Source organism: Pseudomonas sp. 15C, from assembly GCF_055484735.1.
The window spans coordinates 55,686-72,622 of record NZ_JBUDGD010000017.1; the positions used below are offsets into that span (position 1 = coordinate 55,686).

At 60.7% G+C, this 16,937-nt stretch carries 18 protein-coding genes; 6 read left to right on the forward strand and 12 right to left on the reverse strand.

The window, feature by feature from the left end:
• The first annotated feature begins 1 nt into the window (after position 1).
• Positions 2–772: a substrate-binding domain-containing protein gene (locus ACYYKW_RS11730; RefSeq protein WP_464990177.1), complete on the forward strand. Its 771-nt coding sequence runs from the start codon at positions 2–4 to the stop codon at positions 770–772.
• Here ACYYKW_RS11730 and ACYYKW_RS11735 read toward each other — a convergent pair.
• Positions 762–1,676: a LysR family transcriptional regulator gene (locus ACYYKW_RS11735; protein ID WP_090284255.1), complete on the reverse strand. Its 915-nt coding sequence runs from the start codon at positions 1,674–1,676 to the stop codon at positions 762–764. The two genes, ACYYKW_RS11730 and ACYYKW_RS11735, sit on opposite strands and share 11 nt — an antisense overlap.
• A 246-nt stretch (positions 1,677–1,922) precedes the next feature.
• Between ACYYKW_RS11735 and ACYYKW_RS11740 the strand changes: the two genes are divergently transcribed.
• On the forward strand, positions 1,923–3,731 hold the full coding sequence (locus ACYYKW_RS11740; RefSeq protein ID WP_464990178.1) for a monovalent cation:proton antiporter-2 (CPA2) family protein: 1,809 nt from the start codon (positions 1,923–1,925) through the stop codon (positions 3,729–3,731).
• A 248-nt stretch (positions 3,732–3,979) separates the two neighbouring features.
• On the opposite strand, the gene hcnC is transcribed toward ACYYKW_RS11740, so the two are convergent.
• From hcnC to ACYYKW_RS11765, 5 genes are all read right to left on the reverse strand, one after another.
• Positions 3,980–5,239 carry a cyanide-forming glycine dehydrogenase subunit HcnC gene (hcnC, locus tag ACYYKW_RS11745; RefSeq protein ID WP_464990179.1) on the reverse strand — a complete coding sequence of 420 codons (1,260 nt, stop codon included), beginning with the start codon at positions 5,237–5,239 and terminating at the stop codon, positions 3,980–3,982.
• On the reverse strand, positions 5,232–6,641 hold the full coding sequence (gene hcnB, locus ACYYKW_RS11750) for a cyanide-forming glycine dehydrogenase subunit HcnB (protein WP_464990180.1): 1,410 nt from the start codon (positions 6,639–6,641) through the stop codon (positions 5,232–5,234). Before hcnB ends, hcnC begins: the two co-directional genes overlap by 8 nt.
• Positions 6,638–6,952: a cyanide-forming glycine dehydrogenase subunit HcnA gene (hcnA, locus tag ACYYKW_RS11755; RefSeq protein ID WP_090284264.1), complete on the reverse strand. Its 315-nt coding sequence runs from the start codon at positions 6,950–6,952 to the stop codon at positions 6,638–6,640. Before hcnA ends, hcnB begins: the two co-directional genes overlap by 4 nt.
• 379 nt (positions 6,953–7,331) lie before the next feature.
• Entirely contained in the window at positions 7,332–8,261 is a 930-nt protein-coding gene (locus ACYYKW_RS11760; RefSeq protein ID WP_336355480.1) for a hypothetical protein, read from the reverse strand.
• 189 nt (positions 8,262–8,450) lie between these two features.
• A complete protein-coding gene (locus ACYYKW_RS11765) occupies positions 8,451–8,759 on the reverse strand; it encodes a YdcA family protein (protein ID WP_464990205.1) in 309 nt (102 codons plus the stop codon).
• A gap of 194 nt (positions 8,760–8,953) precedes the next feature.
• Between ACYYKW_RS11765 and ACYYKW_RS11770 the strand changes: the two genes are divergently transcribed.
• Positions 8,954–9,637 (forward strand): response regulator transcription factor, encoded by a 684-nt coding sequence (locus ACYYKW_RS11770; RefSeq protein WP_090284268.1) that lies wholly within the window; start codon positions 8,954–8,956, stop codon positions 9,635–9,637.
• Positions 9,615–11,009: a sensor histidine kinase gene (locus ACYYKW_RS11775; protein WP_336355479.1), complete on the forward strand. Its 1,395-nt coding sequence runs from the start codon at positions 9,615–9,617 to the stop codon at positions 11,007–11,009. The genes ACYYKW_RS11770 and ACYYKW_RS11775 overlap by 23 nt, the downstream gene beginning before the upstream one ends.
• Before the next feature lie 129 nt (positions 11,010–11,138).
• Here the strand turns inward: ACYYKW_RS11775 and ACYYKW_RS11780 are convergent, their stop codons facing one another.
• The 3 genes from ACYYKW_RS11780 to ACYYKW_RS11790 all read right to left on the reverse strand — a co-directional run bounded on the left by ACYYKW_RS11780 (position 11,139) and on the right by ACYYKW_RS11790 (position 12,919).
• Positions 11,139–11,549 carry an SRPBCC family protein gene (locus ACYYKW_RS11780; protein ID WP_336355478.1) on the reverse strand — a complete coding sequence of 137 codons (411 nt, stop codon included), beginning with the start codon at positions 11,547–11,549 and terminating at the stop codon, positions 11,139–11,141.
• Positions 11,550–11,780: 231 nt separating this feature from the next.
• The gene (locus tag ACYYKW_RS11785; RefSeq protein ID WP_336355477.1) at positions 11,781–12,449 is read right to left on the reverse strand and encodes an HAD-IA family hydrolase; all 669 of its coding nucleotides are present in this window, start codon (positions 12,447–12,449) and stop codon (positions 11,781–11,783) included.
• A gap of 56 nt (positions 12,450–12,505) precedes the next feature.
• Positions 12,506–12,919 carry a response regulator gene (locus ACYYKW_RS11790; RefSeq protein WP_090284276.1) on the reverse strand — a complete coding sequence of 138 codons (414 nt, stop codon included), beginning with the start codon at positions 12,917–12,919 and terminating at the stop codon, positions 12,506–12,508.
• 199 nt (positions 12,920–13,118) lie between these two features.
• Between ACYYKW_RS11790 and ACYYKW_RS11795 the strand changes: the two genes are divergently transcribed.
• Positions 13,119–14,060, forward strand: a complete 942-nt coding sequence (locus ACYYKW_RS11795; protein WP_464990181.1) for a class I SAM-dependent methyltransferase — start codon at positions 13,119–13,121, stop codon at positions 14,058–14,060.
• Positions 14,061–14,252: 192 nt separating this feature from the next.
• Here ACYYKW_RS11795 and ACYYKW_RS11800 read toward each other — a convergent pair whose 3' ends face one another.
• Entirely contained in the window at positions 14,253–14,885 is a 633-nt protein-coding gene (locus ACYYKW_RS11800; protein WP_464990182.1) for a TetR/AcrR family transcriptional regulator, read from the reverse strand.
• 164 nt (positions 14,886–15,049) lie between these two features.
• Here ACYYKW_RS11800 and ACYYKW_RS11805 point away from each other — a divergent pair, with 164 nt between their 5' ends.
• Positions 15,050–15,490, forward strand: coding sequence for a hotdog fold domain-containing protein (locus tag ACYYKW_RS11805; protein WP_093100663.1), 441 nt, complete (start codon positions 15,050–15,052; stop codon positions 15,488–15,490).
• A 120-nt stretch (positions 15,491–15,610) separates the two neighbouring features.
• Here ACYYKW_RS11805 and ACYYKW_RS11810 read toward each other — a convergent pair whose 3' ends face one another.
• Both ACYYKW_RS11810 and ACYYKW_RS11815 read right to left on the reverse strand, forming a co-directional pair.
• Positions 15,611–16,297, reverse strand: coding sequence for a GNAT family N-acetyltransferase (locus ACYYKW_RS11810; protein WP_464990183.1), 687 nt, complete (start codon positions 16,295–16,297; stop codon positions 15,611–15,613).
• 75 nt (positions 16,298–16,372) lie between these two features.
• The gene (locus ACYYKW_RS11815) at positions 16,373–16,930 is read right to left on the reverse strand and encodes a YceI family protein (RefSeq protein WP_464990184.1); all 558 of its coding nucleotides are present in this window, start codon (positions 16,928–16,930) and stop codon (positions 16,373–16,375) included.
• Positions 16,931–16,937 lie beyond the last annotated feature (7 nt).

Below are 16,937 nucleotides of genomic sequence, written 5' to 3' on the forward strand. Positions count from 1 at the left end.
CATGAAAAAAATCTTTACTGTCACCGCCCTGCTCGCCGGTCTGGCGTTCAACCTGAGCGCCCACGCCGCAGAACTGAGCGTGATGACGTCCGGTGGTTTCACCGCCGCCTACAAAATCCTCGGGCCGAAATTCGCTGCCGCCAGCGGCAACACGCTGACCACCAGCCTCGGCCCGTCGATGGGCAAGGCCCCGGAGGCGATCCCCAATCGTCTGGCGCGCGGCGAGCACGCCGACGTGGTGATCATGGTCGGCTACGCCCTCGACGAGTTGATCAAACAAGGCAAGGTCGACCCGGCTTCGCGGGTCGAACTGGCGGACTCACGGATCGGCATGGTGGTGCGCGAAGGCGCGGCGAAACCGGACATCAGCAGCGTCGACGGCTTGAAGAAAACCCTGCTTGATGCGCAGTCGGTGGCGTACTCCGACAGCGCCAGCGGCGTGTACATCGAGCAACAGCTGTTCAAGAAACTTGGCATCGAAGATCAGTTGAAGCCGAAGTCCAAAATGATCGCCAGGATCCCGGTGGGCTCGGTGGTTGCCACCGGTGACTATCAATTGGGCTTCCAGCAGGTCAGCGAATTGCTGCCGGTGCCAGGCGTGAGCTTCGTCGCGAAGATCCCGGAATCGGTGCAGTCGGTGACACGTTTCGCTGCCGGCATTCCGCTCAAGGCCGAACATCCTGAAGAAGCCAAAGCCCTGCTCGCCTACCTCGCCGCGCCTGCCGCCCAGGCTGACGTGCAGGCCACCGGGCTGGATTCGGTCAAGCGCTGATCGTTGGCGGCTGGACCTTCATTTCCACCACCAGCCGCTCCAGCTCGAGTGCCGCCGGGGTCAGCGTACGACCCCGGCGCTTGAGGATGCCGACGCTGCGCATCACTTGCGGATCGGTCAGCGGCACCCGTGTCAGGATCGGATGATCCGGCCCCGGCAGCGCCATCAATGGCACCGCCGCCACACCCAACCCCGCCTCGACCAGGCCGATCATCGTCGTCACGTGCCGTGTCTCGCAGATGCTCTGACGCTGCGGCACTACCCCACCCAACGCCTGATCCAGCAGAAAACGATTGCCGGAGGTCTTGTCCAGGCCGATGTAGTCCTGCTGATAGAACTCGTCCCACGTCACGCTGCTGCGCTGCGCCAACGGATGATCGCGGCGACAGGCGACAACGTAGCACTCCTGCACAAGCGGTTCGAAGTCGACTTTGGCATCCTGCGTGCCGAGAAAACTCAAACCGAAATCCGCCTCGCCATTGACCACTGCACTCAACACATCGTGCGCGCTGGAGTCGAGCACCTTGACCTTGATCCGCGGGAACTGCTGGTGATAGCGCGCGATGACCCGTGGCATGAAGTAGTACGCCGCCGACGGCACACAAGCGACGGTGACATGGCCCAGCCGCGTCGACGCCACTTCGCTGATGCCCAGCAATGCCACGTCAAGATCATCGAGCAAGCGTTCGACACTGGGCATGAAACCGCGCCCGGCCTGGGTCAGGCTGACCTTGCGCGTGGTGCGCTCGAAGAGTTTGACACCCAGCGCGTCTTCGAGCTTTTCGATGCGCCGGCTCAGCGCCGGTTGCGACAGGCGCACGGTGTCGGCGGCCTTGCGAAAACTGCCCTGCTCGACCACCGCGCGAAAGGCTTGCAGGTCGTTGAGGTCGAAGTTGATGGCCATGGCGGTTCCGGAAATTGATGCGCAGGGGTTATAAATGTAACCATTTGATGCAAATTATTACAGCCACAAAGCAAACCCCCTGTAGGAGTGAGCCTCGCGATAGCGGTGAATCAGTCACCGATGATGTCGAATGACCCACCGCTATCGCGAGCAGGCTCACTCCTACAAGGGATCTTTGGTGGATGAAAAGTCGCTGCAACCCTTATCCTTGTCGCCCTCCGCCGTACCGTTGTCAGGAGTTGACCCATGCCCCATGAAGGCAATCTGTTGCAAGCCGCTGTCGTGTTTTTGTTCGCGGCGGTGCTCACCGTGCCTTTGGCCAAGCGTCTGCAACTGGGCGCGGTGCTCGGTTATCTGTTCGCCGGGGTGATCATCGGCCCATCGGTGCTCGGCCTGATCGGCAACCCGCAGAGCGTGGCGCATATTTCCGAACTGGGCGTGGTGTTACTGCTGTTCATCATTGGTCTGGAGCTGTCGCCGCGACGCTTGTGGGTGATGCGCAAATCGGTGTTTGGCGTCGGCCTGGCGCAGGTGTTGCTGACCGCATCGGTAATTGGCGTGCTGGCGTTGTCGGTGTTTGGCCAACCGCTGAACAGCGCGATTGTGCTGGGTCTCGGCCTGGCACTCTCCTCTACCGCGTTCGGCCTGCAGAGCCTGGCCGAGCGCAAGGAACTGACCAGCCCCCACGGGCGGCTGGCGTTTGCGATTCTGTTGTTCCAGGACATCGCCGCGATCCCATTGATTGCCTTGGTGCCGATGCTCGCCGGCGTCGATCACCACACCAGTACCGCCGACGATATCCGTCACAGTCTGCAGGTGCTCGGAGGCATCGCCGTTGTGGTGATCGGCGGACGTTATCTGTTGCGGCCGGTGTTTCGCGTGGTGGCGAAAACCGGTCTGCCGGAAGTGTCGACGGCCACGGCGTTGCTGGTGGTGATCGGCACCGCGTGGTTGATGGATCTGGTCGGTGTGTCGATGGCATTGGGCGCGTTTCTCGCCGGCCTGCTGCTGGCGGATTCGGAGTATCGGCATGAGCTGGAAGCGCAGATCGAACCGTTCAAAGGCCTGCTGCTCGGGTTGTTTTTCATCAGCGTCGGCATGGGCGCCAACCTGAGTCTGCTGCTCAGTGCGCCGGTTACGGTGCTGGGGCTGACGCTGCTGTTGATCGGTCTGAAATTGCCGCTGCTGTTTGTGGTTGGACGGCTGGCTGGCGGCTTGAACAAGATCAGTGCGATTCGCCTCGGCATCGTTTTGGCGGCCGGCGGTGAGTTCGCTTTCGTGGTGTTCAAGATCGGTCGCGATCAGGGCCTGTTCGAGCCGCGTCTCTACGATCTGCTGGTGCTGACCATCACCCTGTCGATGGCGGTGACGCCGTTGCTGCTGTTGCTTTGCGCGCGGCTGGTCAGCCCGAAAGTGCAGCCGGTGGAAGTGCCGGAGAAATTCCGCGAAATCGATACCGAAGCACCGCGCGTGGTGATCGCCGGCATGGGTCGGATGGGCCAGATCGTCGCGCGGATTTTGCGCGCGCAAAATATCAATTTCGTCGCGCTGGATACGTCGGTGGAAACCATCGAACTGTCGCGCAGTTTCGGCGGTGTGCCGGTGTTTTATGGCGACCCGATGCGCCCGGAAATCCTTCATGCAGCAAAGGTCGGCGAGGCGGAATATTTTGTGATTGCCACCGACGATCCGGACACCAACATCAAGACCGCCGAAGTGGTGCGCAAGCTTTATCCGCACATGAAAATCATCGCCCGCGCACGCAACCGCCAGCACGTACATCGCTTGATGGATGTCGGCGCCGAAGCGATTCGGGAAACCTATTATTCGAGCCTGGAAATGAGCCGGCGCACCTTGGTCGGGCTCGGTCTGACCCAAGCCCAGGCCGATGCGCGAATCAAGCGCTTCAAGCACCACGACGAACAGGTGCTGGAGGCGCAGCACGCGGTCTACGACGACGAGGCCAAAGTCCTCCAGACCGCTCAGGAAGCCCGGGCGGAACTGGCCAAACTGTTCGAGTCGGATCAGCTGGAAGAGCAAGCGCGCAACACCTGACTGCTTTGCACAGAACCAAATGTGGGAGCCAGCCTGCTGGCGATGACGGTGTTTCAGACAACACATCTGAAACAGACAGACCGCTATCGCGAGCAGGCTCGCTCCTACACTGATTCCGGGTTTGCCGGAAATCTCCCTGTACTCCAAGAACCTGTGGGAGCCAGCCTGCTGGCGATGACGGTGTTTCAGACAACACATCTGAAACAGACAAACCGCTATCGCGAGCAGGCTCGCTCAGGGAATCGGGGTCAGGCCAGTTCCAGCGCCGGCGCTTTTTCGACCGCTGTCAGTGCAAACCGATCCGCCAGAAACGGGGCGATATCCAGCGGTAGCGGCTCGTCATTCACCAATTTGTCGAGCAATACGCCGGTGATTGCCGAGGTGAGGATGCCGGTGCGGAAATGCCCGCAAGCATTCAGGTAACCCTCCACGCCTCGCATCGGCCCGAGGATCGGCAGTTCGTCCGGCGAGCCCGGTCGCAGCCCGGCCCAGGTGCGCTTGAGGTTGATGTCGGCCAGTTCCGGCAGGCAGCGCACCGCGCCCTGCACCAGCCCGGCGATTTCCGGGTAGGTGGTGGTGACGTCGAAGCCCTTGTCTTCGGTGGTGCTGCCGATGAGGATTTCGCCGTTGTCCTTTTGCGCCACGTAGCAGTCGCTGGTGGTCAGGCAGCCGTTGAGGATCTTCGGCATGCGTTCGGTCAGCAGTATTTGACCTTTGACCGGTTTCACCGGAATGCGAATCCCGGTGGCCCATTCACTCAGATCCGCCGCCCAGGCACCCGCTGCGTTGATCAGCGTCTTGCAGTGAAACACACCCTCCTCGCTCGTTTGCACCCCGGTCACCCGCGTGCCGTGATGCAACACACCGGTGACATTGGTGTTGACGAAGATATCCACGCCGTTCTGCCGCGCGCCTTCCATGTAGGCATCGGCAAGGCGGAACGGGCTGACCTGATGGTCGCAGAGGAACTCCAGCGCCCCGCGCGCCTCATGGCTGACGCTCGGTTCGGCGGCGCGTAATGCAGCCTGATCGAGCCAGCGCACCTGATCGGCCAGATGCGGAATGCAACCGACGATGTGCTCGGCGTAGAGCCGGTCCTCGTCGTCATAAATGACGAATTTCAGCCCGGTCCTTTCGAACTTGAAATCCATCCCGTGATTATCTTTCAGCTCGCGGTGCAACGCCGGGTACAGCGCGTTGGACTGCAAGGCAAAATCGAAGAACGATTCCGGCAGGATGTGCGGCGTGCTCGCATCCACCGCCACCGCCGCGCCCTGGGTTTCGCGCTTGCGATTGGCCGACATCATGCGAAAGAAAATCACCCCGCAACCGAGGCCGACCGACTCGCCGATGGCCCACAAACCACCGGCGGACGCGCGGGTGGCGTTGCCGGGGCGCTTGGCGTCGATCAGCGCAATCTTCAGGTTTTTGCGTTTGGACAATTGATAGGCGCAGGACGCCCCGATCACGCCGCCACCGGCAATGACCACGTCGTAGAACTTACTCATGGGCAGCGGCCTCCGTGCCGACAGGCTGAAATGCGGAAAAAGGAATCGGATCAATCGGGAAGCGCGGACGCAGCCAGCCGACATCCTTGCGACCGGTGGCCTGGCGCAGACGATCGCTGCAGTAGCCGACGCACATACGCCCCTGGCAATCGCCCATGCTCACACGGGTGCGCATTTTCAGGCTGGCGATGTCTTGCACGCCCTGCTCGAGCGCCCGATCGATGTCGGCACGGGTGGCGTTCTCGCAACGGCAGATGACCGTGTCGGCGGCAGGCAACGTGGTCTGGCCGACGCCGCGAGCGGTGTAGCGATCCACCGCCGCACGAAAGCGCACGATGGCCTTGAGTTTGCCCAAGTAGCGGTCGCGGCGCACCCGCGCCAGTTCTTCTTCGAGCACGCCGCGTTGCAGCAGGATCGATGTGGCGGCGATCCGACCGGCGAGCATCGCCGCTTCACCGCCACGAATGCCGCCCATGTCGCCGGCCAGATGCACGTGCGGTTCGTTGCTTTGCTGCCAGATATTGGCGTTGGCACGCAGGTAACCGTCGTCACTGAAACCGTGATCAAGGCCCATCTGCTGGCTTAATTGCGTGCGCGGGATAAAGCCGTAACCGACCGCAAGGGTCTGCGCTTCGAAGCGCTCGACGCGGCTCAGGTCCGGTTCCCAGGTCGCCGAATACGGCGCAACGCTGACGCTTTTCAGTTCGCCCTCGCCGTGCGCCTCGACCACGCCCCAGCCGTATTGCATGGGGATGCCGTGCAGTTTCAGGTACGCGAGCATGCTCAAGCCATCGAGAAACAGCTGCGGTTTGTTCAGCAGCGCCAGACTTTCCCGGGCGATCTTGCCGAATGCGCAGGCCTCATACACGCCCGCGACGCGCACGCCAGACGCATGCAGTTGCGTCGCCACCAGCGGCAACAGCGGCCCGGTGCCGGCAATGATGACCGGCCCCTGCGGCTTGACCACGCCACTTTTGATCTGCAACTGCAGGCCGCCCAGCATGATCACTCCCGGCAACGTCCAGCCGGGAAACGGCACGCTGCGCTCGTGACAACCGGCCGATAACAGCAACTGTGGGTATTCGATCTCGTGCAGTTGCTCGTCGCCATCGAGCACTACTAACGCGCGAGTGCCTTCGGCGCCGACCACGCGATGGTTGAGACGCACGTCGATCAGTCCGGCCTGTTCCTGAAACTCGCCGTGCAGCTTGCCCAGCGCCTCAGCGTAACGTGGGCCCAGATAGTCCAGTTGCACGCCGTCACGCAGCGGCCCGCGATACACCACGCCGCCGAGGCGCGACGCTTCTTCGAGCAAGGTGCAGCGCACGCCGTGACGGGCCAGTTCGATGGCGGCGGCCATCCCGGCGGGGCCACCGCCGACAATCACCGGTTGCAGGCTCATACGACCTCCTGCGCGGTGATGCGATTGACCTGGGTTTGAATCTGCATGCCGTCGCGCACCACGGTCTGGCAGGCGCGGCGTTTGTGCCGACCGTTGATCCGCACCAGACAGCATTGGCACACGCCCATGCCGCAGTAGGCGCCGCTGATCTGGTTGTGATCGTTGCGGGCAATCTGGCGCAAGCCGAGGGATTGAATGACGCTGAGGACGGTTTCGCCGATGGCAGCGGTGACAGGCTGGCCGTTGATGTGCACAGTCATGTCCGCCTGCACCAAAGGCTGGATATCGAAGGATCTTTCTAGGCAGTTCATTGCAGTGTTCGTCCGTGAAAAATTCAGAAGAGTGTTGCGCCAGCTCCTTGCTGCACTACACCGTGCCGTCCCGTTTTTAATACGTTCAGGGGGACGTGCGGTACTCCGTCAGCGCAACAAAGTGCGCGCGGAAACAATGTAGTCGATACCGCGGCAAAAAGATTGGATCCATTCAAGGTAAGGGGTATCGCGAAGGGAAATATTGATCCAGAGCAGGCCAGGCAGCAGAAAGTAAAAAGCCGCTTTCACCCGAAGATGAAAGCGGCCGAGGCATCCTGCCTCAGAGGGGTCAGTGCACGAACAGGGCGATCAGAATAATGATCGGAATAGGCACGCCGAGAAAAAACAGCAGTAATGAGCGCATGGTTTTGCTCCTTGTTTAACGGACGGGAGTGGTCGTGGTGTAGGTGTCAACTTCGACGTATTCCACTGCGTCGCGACGACGACCGCCAAACGTGGCGGCGAGGCTGGCGAAGAACGCACCGGCCAGCAGCGCGACGAACATCCACAGCGAGGTGTAGGCAGCGACTTTGGCGGCGGTGTCGGCGGCTTGCTGAGCTTTCGTTTTGGCGTCGGCGATGGCTTTCTGCGTGTTGGCGTAGATCTCGTCGACACGACGTTCAGCATCGGCCTGGCTCAGGTTGGTTCGCTGGGCGACCAATTGTGCGAGGTAGGTGCGGTCTTCCGGGCTGAGCTGACCGTTGGCAAGGCTCTGAGTGAAGATGCGGGTCACGGTGCCGCGAGCGGCGTCATCGCTGACGGCGGCAGGACGATCATCGCGGAACAGGCTATCGACGAAATAGCCGTACTGATCGCTGTCAGTGTTGGCAGCAGCCGAACCGGCCGCCTGACTCATCGCACCGGCAGCACCGCCGACGACATTGGCACCCGCCTGCACACCGCCGCTGACGACGCTGCTGACCGAACCGACCACCAGCATCGCGGTGACCAGCGTAGCTACACACCAGGCGAGAAAACCGTGCGCGGTGTCGCGGAAATACACCTCGTCACCGTGCATGTTCGCCCACTTCACTCGCAGGCGACCGGCGATGTAGCCGCCCATCCCGGAAGCGATGATCTGCGTCACCGCCAGCCAGACGATCGTCGAAATACCCAGACCCTTAGCGCTGACGCCCTCACCGGCCCACGGTGAAACAGCGGAAAAACCCAGACCGAAGCCGAGCAACACCAGGATCATCGACAACGCCGCAGCCGCCGCAGCGCCCGCAAAGATCGCGCCCCAGGACACACCTGATACGCTGCTTGATTCTTCAACGGCAGAATAAATTCCATCAGAAGATCTGTTCATTGTTGTTCTGCTCCAGGCATGAAAAATGATGTTACAAGTACTCAACTGAGCAATTGCAGCGACCGTGCCAGTCGTCAGAACAAAATAAACGTAGCGTTTTCAATCAGTTAGAAAAGATGAACTTCCTCAGGCCATGCAAAATGCAACAAGCGCATGTTAAAGGCGGGTTTTCTGCACTGGCAGAAGGGTTTATTTGCGTTTGTAGCTCTTGTTACCGCTTGGCGTGAGGCAATACACCCCGCCACGTGGGCCAGTGCAAAACGAACCGGTGCCACAGGCGCAGCCATCGTCGCTTTGCAGAAAATTCTGCGGACGCGCCTGCTGACGCTCGCCAAACATTGCCGCACAGCTCTTTTTCGAGCCACTGATGGAGCCGTCATTGCACAGGAACAGGTCACCGTCGCAGCGATTGATCCCGCCCTTTTTCCCGGAACACGGAGTATTGGCGGCCAACGCTGGAGCGCCAAATAGCACCAGCAGCAAACCGGTCATCGGCATCCAGCCAGGGCAAATGAATTTACGCACGGCACCACTCCTGTGAGAAATTATGGCCAGATGATATCAATGTTTCGTTTATCTCACCCCAGTTACCGGCCCACTGGCCGAAGCAACATGAAAGTTAATTTAAAGCGTCACGGAAATTTCTTGGCAAAATGCTGCCATTCCGTTTGAACCGATCAGCAGGCCTGCCTATGACTCGTATCTTGACCATCGAAGACGACGCCGTGACCGCCCGGGAGATCGTCGCCGAACTCAGCAGCCACGGGCTCGACGTCGACTGGGTTGACAATGGCCGCGAAGGGCTCGACCGCGCCGTGAGCGGCAATTACGACCTGATCACCCTCGACCGCATGTTGCCCGAGCTGGACGGCCTGGCCATCGTCACCACCCTGCGCACCATGGGCGTGGCGACGCCGATTCTGATGATCAGCGCCCTCTCAGACGTTGACGAGCGGGTGCGGGGTTTGCGCGCCGGCGGTGACGATTACCTGACCAAGCCGTTCGCCACCGACGAGATGGCCGCGCGGGTCGAAGTGCTGTTGCGCCGCCAGACCAGCGTCGCCACGCAAGCGACGACGCTGCAGGTCGCCGACCTCGAACTGGATCTGATCAGCCACGAAGCGCGCCGTGCCGACCAAGTGCTGACGCTGCTGCCGACCGAGTACAAACTGCTCGAATTCCTCATGCGCAACAGCGGCCAGATTCTTTCGCGAATGATGATTTTCGAAGAGGTCTGGGGCTATCACTTCGACCCCGGCACCAACCTGATCGACGTGCACATCGGCCGCCTGCGCAAGAAAATCGACGCCGCTGGCCACGTTCCGCTGATCCGCACGGTACGGGGCTCCGGCTATGTCATTGCCGAACCCGTCTGACGGCTGGCGCTCTTCCAGCAGCCGCTTGCTGGCGCTGTACAGTTCGCTGTTCGTGGCCTGGAGCGCGATCCTCATGGGGGTCATGTATTACGAGGTGTCGGGCTATCTCGACAACCTCGCCAAGCATTCGCTGATGCAACGCCAGCACCTGTTTTCACATTTTCGCGGTGAGCAACTGGAAGACGCCCTCGCCGCCAGCATGACCTTCGATATTCGAGGCATCGACGCCTACGGCCTGTTCAGCGCCGACGGCGTTTACCTCGGCGGCGCACTGCAACAGATCCCCGAAGGCCTGCCGCTGGATGGCAAGATCCACATGCTCGCCGACTGCGCCGATTCCGACGATCCGACCCTGCCGAGTGACAGCTGCGATGCCGTCGCCACGCAAACCCGCGATGGCCGCTGGCTGGTTTTGTTGCGCGACAACGGTTCGCTGTTCGCGGTGACGCGGATCATTTTGCATGCGTTGTTCTGGGGGGTGTCGCTGACCATCCTGCCGGGTGTCGCCGGATGGCATTTGCTGCGGCGCCGACCGTTGCGACGGATTCGGGCGATTCAGGACAGCGCCCAGGCAATCGTCGCGGGTGATCTGACCCATCGTTTGCCGCTGTCCAACCGCCGCGATGAGCTGGACATGCTCGCGGCCATCGTCAACGCGATGCTGGAGCGCATCGAGCGGCTGATGAATGAAGTCAAAGGCGTCTGCGACAACATCGCCCATGACTTGCGTACGCCGCTGACCCGCCTGCGCGCGCAGTTGTATCGCATGCAGCAACAGGCCGGCGAAGGCTCGCAGGAAGCGGCCCAACTGGATCTGGTGCTGGCCGAAGCGGATACGCTGATGGCGCGGTTTCGCGGCTTGCTGCGAATTTCCGAACTGGAAGATCGTCAGCGCCGCTCGGGCTTCGTGCAGCTCGACCCGGTGCAATTGCTCGAAGAACTGCATGAGTTTTACTTGCCACTCGCCGAAGAAGGCGAGCTGCGTTTCGAGCTGAACATGCCGGAAACCCTGCCGCCGCTCAATGGTGATCGGGCGTTGCTGTTCGAGGCACTGGCGAATCTGTTGAGCAATTCGATCAAGTTCACCCCGCCCGGCGGCACGGTGCTGCTTCGAGGGGTGAATGCCGCTGGGCGGACACAGATCGAGGTGCACGACTCGGGGCCGGGGATTCCTGAGGCGGAACGTGAGGCGGTGTTCCAACGATTTTATCGCGCCGAGGGTGGGCAACCGAAGAGCGGTTTTGGCCTTGGCTTATCGATCGTCGCAGCGATTGTCAGCCTGCATGGCTTCAGCCTGCACGTGAGCAGCAGCGACCTGGGCGGGGCGAAACTGCTGCTCGATTGCAGGCAGAGCCTGATCGGTAATTCCTGATCAACTTTTGAAATGCAATCCATGTGGGAGCCAGCCTGCTGGCGATGGCGGTGTGTCAGTCAACGGATGCGTTGAATGATCGATCGCCATCGCCAGCAGCTAGCTCCCCCAGGTTTTCGCGTTGGATGATCAAGCCGGGTAATTGGCGCGCAATGCGTCCAGTCCACCCTGGTAAATGCCGTTGAACAGCGCCACCACTTCCTCATCGCTCACGCCCACGGCAGTAAATCGTCCCGACCAGGTCACCCGTGCGCCCTGCCCCTGGGCCTCGACCTTGAGCGTGGCCAGATAATCAGTTGCCGGAAACGGCGCCTGTTCGATCGAATAGCTGTACGTCATGGCGGCGTTATCGAAGGTTTGCAGGCGCTCGATCACCACGCCGCCGTCAGCGGTTTTCAGGCTGCGCACACGTCCGCCGTCGGTCAGGGTGCTTTCGGTAATGAGTGGCAGCCAGTCGGGCAGCGTGTTGAAGCCGCCGATCAATTGCCAGACCTGATCGGCCGAAGCCGGGATATCGATGGTTGCAGAAGCGGTTGCCATGGAAGTGGGCTCTGTAGTCCGTTCAAATATTGTAGCCCCTCATCGGAGCGCCGCCCGCCTAGCCCTCTCCCGAGGGAGAGGGAACCGATCGGGGATATTAACGATGTGCGCCGACATGGAAGATTCGCTCTGAATCCATAATCGCTCAGGTCGTTCAGGTCGGCGTCTGACGCGGCAAAACTCGGTCAGTCCCCTCTCCCTCCGGGAGAGGGTTAGGGTGAGGGTTTTTTTTCAGTTCTCCAACAACCGCAGCAAACCCTGACCATCAACCTCAACCCTGATCGCGTCATAACTGGCGATCGTCGCATGCGCGGTTTCCAGCGGATGCTGATGAGTCGTGGTAATGATCATCAACGGCGCACCTGCCGCTTCCGCTGCCTGAATGCCCACTGCCGCGTCCTCGAATATCAGGCAATTACCCGGTTCAACCCCGAGGCGTTGCGCCGCCAAGCGATACCCCGCCGGATCCGGCTTGCCGGCCTTGACGTCCTCCGCCGTAATCAACACCGCAGGTGCGGCAATGCCGGCGGCGGCCATGCGCCGCAACGCCAGATCCCGCGGTGCCGACGTGACCATCGCCCAGCGCTGCGCCGGCAGACTGTTGAGAAACGCCGCGGCGCCGGGAATCTCGACGATGCCTTCGACGTCATCAATTTCCGCAGCGGTAATGAACGCCGCTTGCGCTTCGGCATCCACCCCCGGCAGGTTCAGACGGGTGATGGTGTCGATCGCCCGCGCACCGTGGATGGTCGGCAAAAACGCTTCGACATCGACGTCATGGCGTACTGCCCAGGCCGACCAGATGCGCTCTGCAGCGGCGATGGAATTGAGCACGGTGCCGTCCATGTCGAACAGGAACGCACCGAACGCGCGGTCGAAAACAGAAGTTTCAGCAGACAAAAGGGCAAATCCTCTGACAGGGGGGCGGGCAAATTCGCCCGCCAATGTAGCATCTGTCAATGCAGTTGCGGCGCCTTGGACTTGAACGCGTTTTCCACACAGTCGAGCAACTGACCGATCGCCCACGGCTTCTTGATGAATGCCACCGAATGCTTGACCCCCGAGGTTTCCGGGGTCTCATAACCGGACATGACCATCACCGGTTTTTCCGGCCAGCGGTCACCGACCAGATTGGCCAGGTCGGCGCCGTTGAGCGTGCCGGGCATGGTGATGTCGGTCAGTAACAGCGCAACGTCTGCTGCATGTTTTTCCAGATACAGTGAAGCTGCGTCAGCGCTGGTTTGCGGTTCGACCTTGAACCCTTCCTCCTGAAGAATTTCGCAAAGAAACTCCAGAATCAACGGATCGTCTTCCACTACCAGAATCAACCCGCCAGGAAGGTGCGCGCTCGACGTAGGTGTAGGGCACATGAACAGCACTCCCCCGAATTACATTTTCGATTAGCGGTTTGGATCCGCTGCTTAACTGGTATGAGCAGTGGGCTCTGTAGAAATTCACTTTTGATACAGGACTTTTCGACAACGAGCTTTTCAGCGGTTATGGATCAACGTTCGCAACCTGGCAATTGTGGTTAAAATGCCGGCCCATTCTGCTTGCCGATCCTGCCCGATGACCCCTGAAGCCCTCGCCACCCTCCACGCCCATTTGCTGCCGGCACTTGCCGCCGCCCCTGGCGAAACCCGTCGCCTGTTTCATGGACGCGGGCGCTGCTGGCCGGGGCTGGAGCAGTTGACGGTGGACTGGTTGCAAGGCGTGGTGCTGGTGTCGCTGTTCAAGGAACCGGCACCTGAACAACTGGAAGATCTGAAGCGCTTGCTGCTCGAGATCACTGCGGGGGACGAATGGCGACAGTGCGGCGCGCACACCTTGTTGATCCAGCATCGCTACTTGCCACAAAGCACCGCCGAATGGCTGCTCGGCGACGAGATCGAGGAAATGACCATCGTCGAGGGCGGCCTGCAGTACCGCGTCGATCTGGGGCGCAAGCAGAACGCCGGGCTGTTTCTCGACATGCGTTACGGGCGCGACTGGGTGCGCGAACAGGCCAGCGGCAAACGCATTCTCAATCTGTTTGCCTACACCTGCGGTTTCTCGGTCGCGGCCATTGCGGGCGGCGCCAGCCATGTGGTCAACCTCGACATGTCGCGCGCGGCGCTGAGCCGTGGACGCGACAATCATCGCCTGAACGGCCATGACCTGAGCAAGGTCAGTTTCCTCGGCCACGATCTGTTCAAGTCCTGGGGCAAGGTGATCAACAGCGGCCCGTACGATCTGGTGATCATCGATCCACCCTCGTTTCAGAAAGGCAGTTTCCTGCTGACCAAGGATTACCAGCGCGTGCTGCGGCGCCTGCCGGAACTGCTCACGGCGCAGGGCAGCGTACTGGCGTGCATGAACGACCCGGCGTTCGGCTCGGACTTTCTGATCGATGGCGTGACACGGGAAGCGCCGGGATTGCGCTTTGAGCAACGGCTGGATAATCCGCCGGAGTTTCCGGACATCGATGCGGAGAGCGGCCTGAAGGCGCTGGTTTTCCAGCGCAACGACTGACTTCCTGACGACGCCCCCCTTGTGGGAGCGACCCTGCTCGCGAAAGCGTTCTATCAGTCGCAGCGATGTTGACTGAGCTAGCGCATTCGCGAGCAGGCTCGCTCCCACAGGGTCAGCGTTTTGCTTCAGAAATTTGGCGAGTCGCGCAAACAGCCTGGGGTGTCCATTGACTGCCATTCCCCTTGCGCAAAATCAGTCGGGCAACGCCGAGTCAGCGCGAATCGAGCGCCATGCGGCTTGCGCCAGCACCTGGCGATATTCCATCGGACTGCCCTTGACCCGCCCCGCCAGCCACGCCCGGCAATAGCTGTCAGCCTGGCCGATGATCAGCGATGGCAATAATTCGAAGGGCAACTCACGCAATTCGCTAATGCGTCCGGATTCGCCGAGCCATTCGCGCAGACGCCGATTGCGCGTTTTGTTGCGCTCGGCCAACTCATCCTTGAACGGCCCCTTGGTCACGGCAAATCGCGCGTGATACTGGAAGCGCGCCCATTGTGGCTGGCGCTCGACCCAATCCAGATAGCTGAACACCAACGCCTGCACGCCCTCTTCGGTGCTTTTCGCGGCATCCAGATATTCATCGCGCAGCCGCGTCTGGTCCTCCAGCGCCGTGAAAAACAGCGCCGCGACCAAGCCTTCCTTGTTGCCGAAATGGTGATAGATCGCGCCGACGCTGGTGTCGCACTCGGCACGAATCATCTCGATGGTGGTGGCCTCGATTCCCTGCTCGTTGAACAGATTCAGCGCCTTGCGAAAGATGTCGCGCTTAAGTTCGGCCCGCCGGCCGGGGTAACTGCGTTCAAGTAGATCTGCGGTGTCCATGCTGCTCAGAGCCCGAAAAATGAAAATGGAAGACACGCTCGTGCCCAAGAAAAAAGCCTGCACAGGTTGACAGATTTCACGCAGACAGAATACCGTTCCGTTACGGAATATTATTCTGTAACGGAATATCGTTCTGCCAAACCACTTATCGCGAGGCGTTTCCCATGAGTCAATCTCTCAGCATGTTCAACAGCGTCGGCTCCGATGCCTTCAGCAAGATGGCCTGCCAGTTCGCCCCTTACTTCAGCACGATCAACCCAGTGATCAGCGAACTGCGCCCGAACGCCGCCACCGTTCACGTGCCGTTTCGCAAGGAAATCACCAACCACCTCGGCACGGTCCATGCGATTGCCATGTGCAACGCGGCAGAACTCGCTGGCGGCATGATGACCGACGTCTCGATCCCGGACGGCGCGCGCTGGATTCCCAAAGGCATGACCGTGGAATACCTGGCCAAGGCCAAAACCGACGTGACGGCAGTGGCCAGCGCTGAAGGCGTGGATTGGCAAAGCGAGGGCGACAAGGTGGTGACCGTCGATATTCACGATACCGAGGGCAAAAAGGTCTTCACGGCGCGAATTACCATGAATGTGAAGCTTGGCTGAATAGCCGGACTGGCTGCGGATTGAGTGTTGATCGTTCCCACGCTCCGCGTGGGAATGCAGCCCCGGACGCTCTGCGTCCATAGCGTGACGCAAAGCGTCATGCGGGGTACGCCGAGCAACTCAGTGCAGCGTCAGCCGCTGGCGGACGAATTCCTCGGTATGCCGGGTGGTCTGATCCAGATGCCGGTCACGCTGTTTCTCGGCGTCGAGCATGGCGCGCTTGCCGTTTTTCTGCAGCAGATAGGTATGAATCTGCTGAACCTCGAGCGAGCGATAAATCGGGGTGGTATCGATAAATCCGCGCAGGCCGTTGCTGCGATAGTGCCGGGTGCTCATCAGTACCTGGGTTTCGCGCGAGCCGATTACCTCAAAGCCCAGCGCCTCGAAATACGGGACCTTGCCAACGCTGCACGTCAGTTCGGCATGCGGGTATCGCCCGACCATTTCGCCGATCATCGCCCGCGCCACACCCTGGCGCCGATGCCCTTCGCGCACGGCCATGTAGGCGACGCTGCACGCTTCCCAGTCGCCCTGCACCGGCAGGTACAGAAGAAAGCCGATGACCTGCGCCGGATCGTCCTCGTCAGTCGCCACCAGCAATTCCACCTCGGTGCCCTTCTCGCCGTTCAATGCCTCGAGATACAGATGCACCTCATAACCCACCGCGTACTGATAGACGTTGTAGAGCAGGTTGCTCGGGCCAAGGCCGACTGCGCTGATGTCGGTCAGGTAGTCGACGACCATTTGCAGAATCTGGCTATTGACGCCTTCGGGGCATGGGGTCTTGTAGTGGGTGATGCGTGGCATGACAGGCGAACTCCGGCGGAAAACCGCGACATCATACCTTGTGGATCGACAGAATCTGCTGATGGCAGCTTACCGTCACTGCTGTGGCGCCACGACCTTGAATCTGATCGCGATCTCTCTGGATACCACCGAGTCTGCCCACTCCCCCGCGCCGAGGCGAAACTCGTCGCGATTGAGGATCATCTCGCCGTCGAACACACCGATGCCGCTGCCCGGTTTCAATTCCACCGGCACCTGCACATCGCGCGTCATGCCTTTGAGGGTGAGCTGGCCGTCGATCAGATAGCGATGCTCGGCCACTTCGGTGAAACGCGTCGACTGAAACACCGCTACAGGAAATTGTGCAGTATCGAACCACGCCGGTTTCACCAGTTCGGTGTTGGCGTCTTCACTGCCGGCATCGATGCTGGTGAGATCGATATGCAGCGTGGTCCGGGCGTCACCGAGGCGGGCGCTGTCAAAATCCAGCGCCGCCTCGAACTTGCCGAAGGTGCCGTACATCGGCGCGCCCATTTGCCTGTAGGTAAAGCTGATCTGGCTGGCGGTGGTATTGACCCGATTGTACTCAACGGCCTGCGCAGCAGTCGTGGCGCACAGGCAAAACGCGGCAGCCAGCAGCAATCGGATCGACATTGACATT

Excerpts from the sequence above, each read along its gene's own strand:
- ACYYKW_RS11730 (WP_464990177.1), top strand. The coding sequence starts at position 2 with ATGAAAAAAATCTTTACTGTCACCGCCCTGCTCGCCGGTCTGGCGTTC.
- ACYYKW_RS11735 (WP_090284255.1), bottom strand. The coding sequence starts at position 1,676 with ATGGCCATCAACTTCGACCTCAACGACCTGCAAGCCTTTCGCGCGGTG.
- ACYYKW_RS11740 (WP_464990178.1), top strand. The coding sequence starts at position 1,923 with ATGCCCCATGAAGGCAATCTGTTGCAAGCCGCTGTCGTGTTTTTGTTC.
- hcnC (WP_464990179.1), bottom strand. The coding sequence starts at position 5,239 with ATGAGTAAGTTCTACGACGTGGTCATTGCCGGTGGCGGCGTGATCGGG.
- hcnB (WP_464990180.1), bottom strand. The coding sequence starts at position 6,641 with ATGAGCCTGCAACCGGTGATTGTCGGCGGTGGCCCCGCCGGGATGGCC.
- hcnA (WP_090284264.1), bottom strand. The coding sequence starts at position 6,952 with ATGAACTGCCTAGAAAGATCCTTCGATATCCAGCCTTTGGTGCAGGCG.
- ACYYKW_RS11760 (WP_336355480.1), bottom strand. The coding sequence starts at position 8,261 with ATGAACAGATCTTCTGATGGAATTTATTCTGCCGTTGAAGAATCAAGC.
- ACYYKW_RS11765 (WP_464990205.1), bottom strand. The coding sequence starts at position 8,759 with ATGCCGATGACCGGTTTGCTGCTGGTGCTATTTGGCGCTCCAGCGTTG.
- ACYYKW_RS11770 (WP_090284268.1), top strand. The coding sequence starts at position 8,954 with ATGACTCGTATCTTGACCATCGAAGACGACGCCGTGACCGCCCGGGAG.
- ACYYKW_RS11775 (WP_336355479.1), top strand. The coding sequence starts at position 9,615 with ATGTCATTGCCGAACCCGTCTGACGGCTGGCGCTCTTCCAGCAGCCGC.
- ACYYKW_RS11780 (WP_336355478.1), bottom strand. The coding sequence starts at position 11,549 with ATGGCAACCGCTTCTGCAACCATCGATATCCCGGCTTCGGCCGATCAG.
- ACYYKW_RS11790 (WP_090284276.1), bottom strand. The coding sequence starts at position 12,919 with ATGTGCCCTACACCTACGTCGAGCGCGCACCTTCCTGGCGGGTTGATT.
- ACYYKW_RS11795 (WP_464990181.1), top strand. The coding sequence starts at position 13,119 with ATGACCCCTGAAGCCCTCGCCACCCTCCACGCCCATTTGCTGCCGGCA.
- ACYYKW_RS11800 (WP_464990182.1), bottom strand. The coding sequence starts at position 14,885 with ATGGACACCGCAGATCTACTTGAACGCAGTTACCCCGGCCGGCGGGCC.
- ACYYKW_RS11805 (WP_093100663.1), top strand. The coding sequence starts at position 15,050 with ATGAGTCAATCTCTCAGCATGTTCAACAGCGTCGGCTCCGATGCCTTC.
- ACYYKW_RS11810 (WP_464990183.1), bottom strand. The coding sequence starts at position 16,297 with ATGCCACGCATCACCCACTACAAGACCCCATGCCCCGAAGGCGTCAAT.
- ACYYKW_RS11815 (WP_464990184.1), bottom strand. The coding sequence starts at position 16,930 with ATGTCGATCCGATTGCTGCTGGCTGCCGCGTTTTGCCTGTGCGCCACG.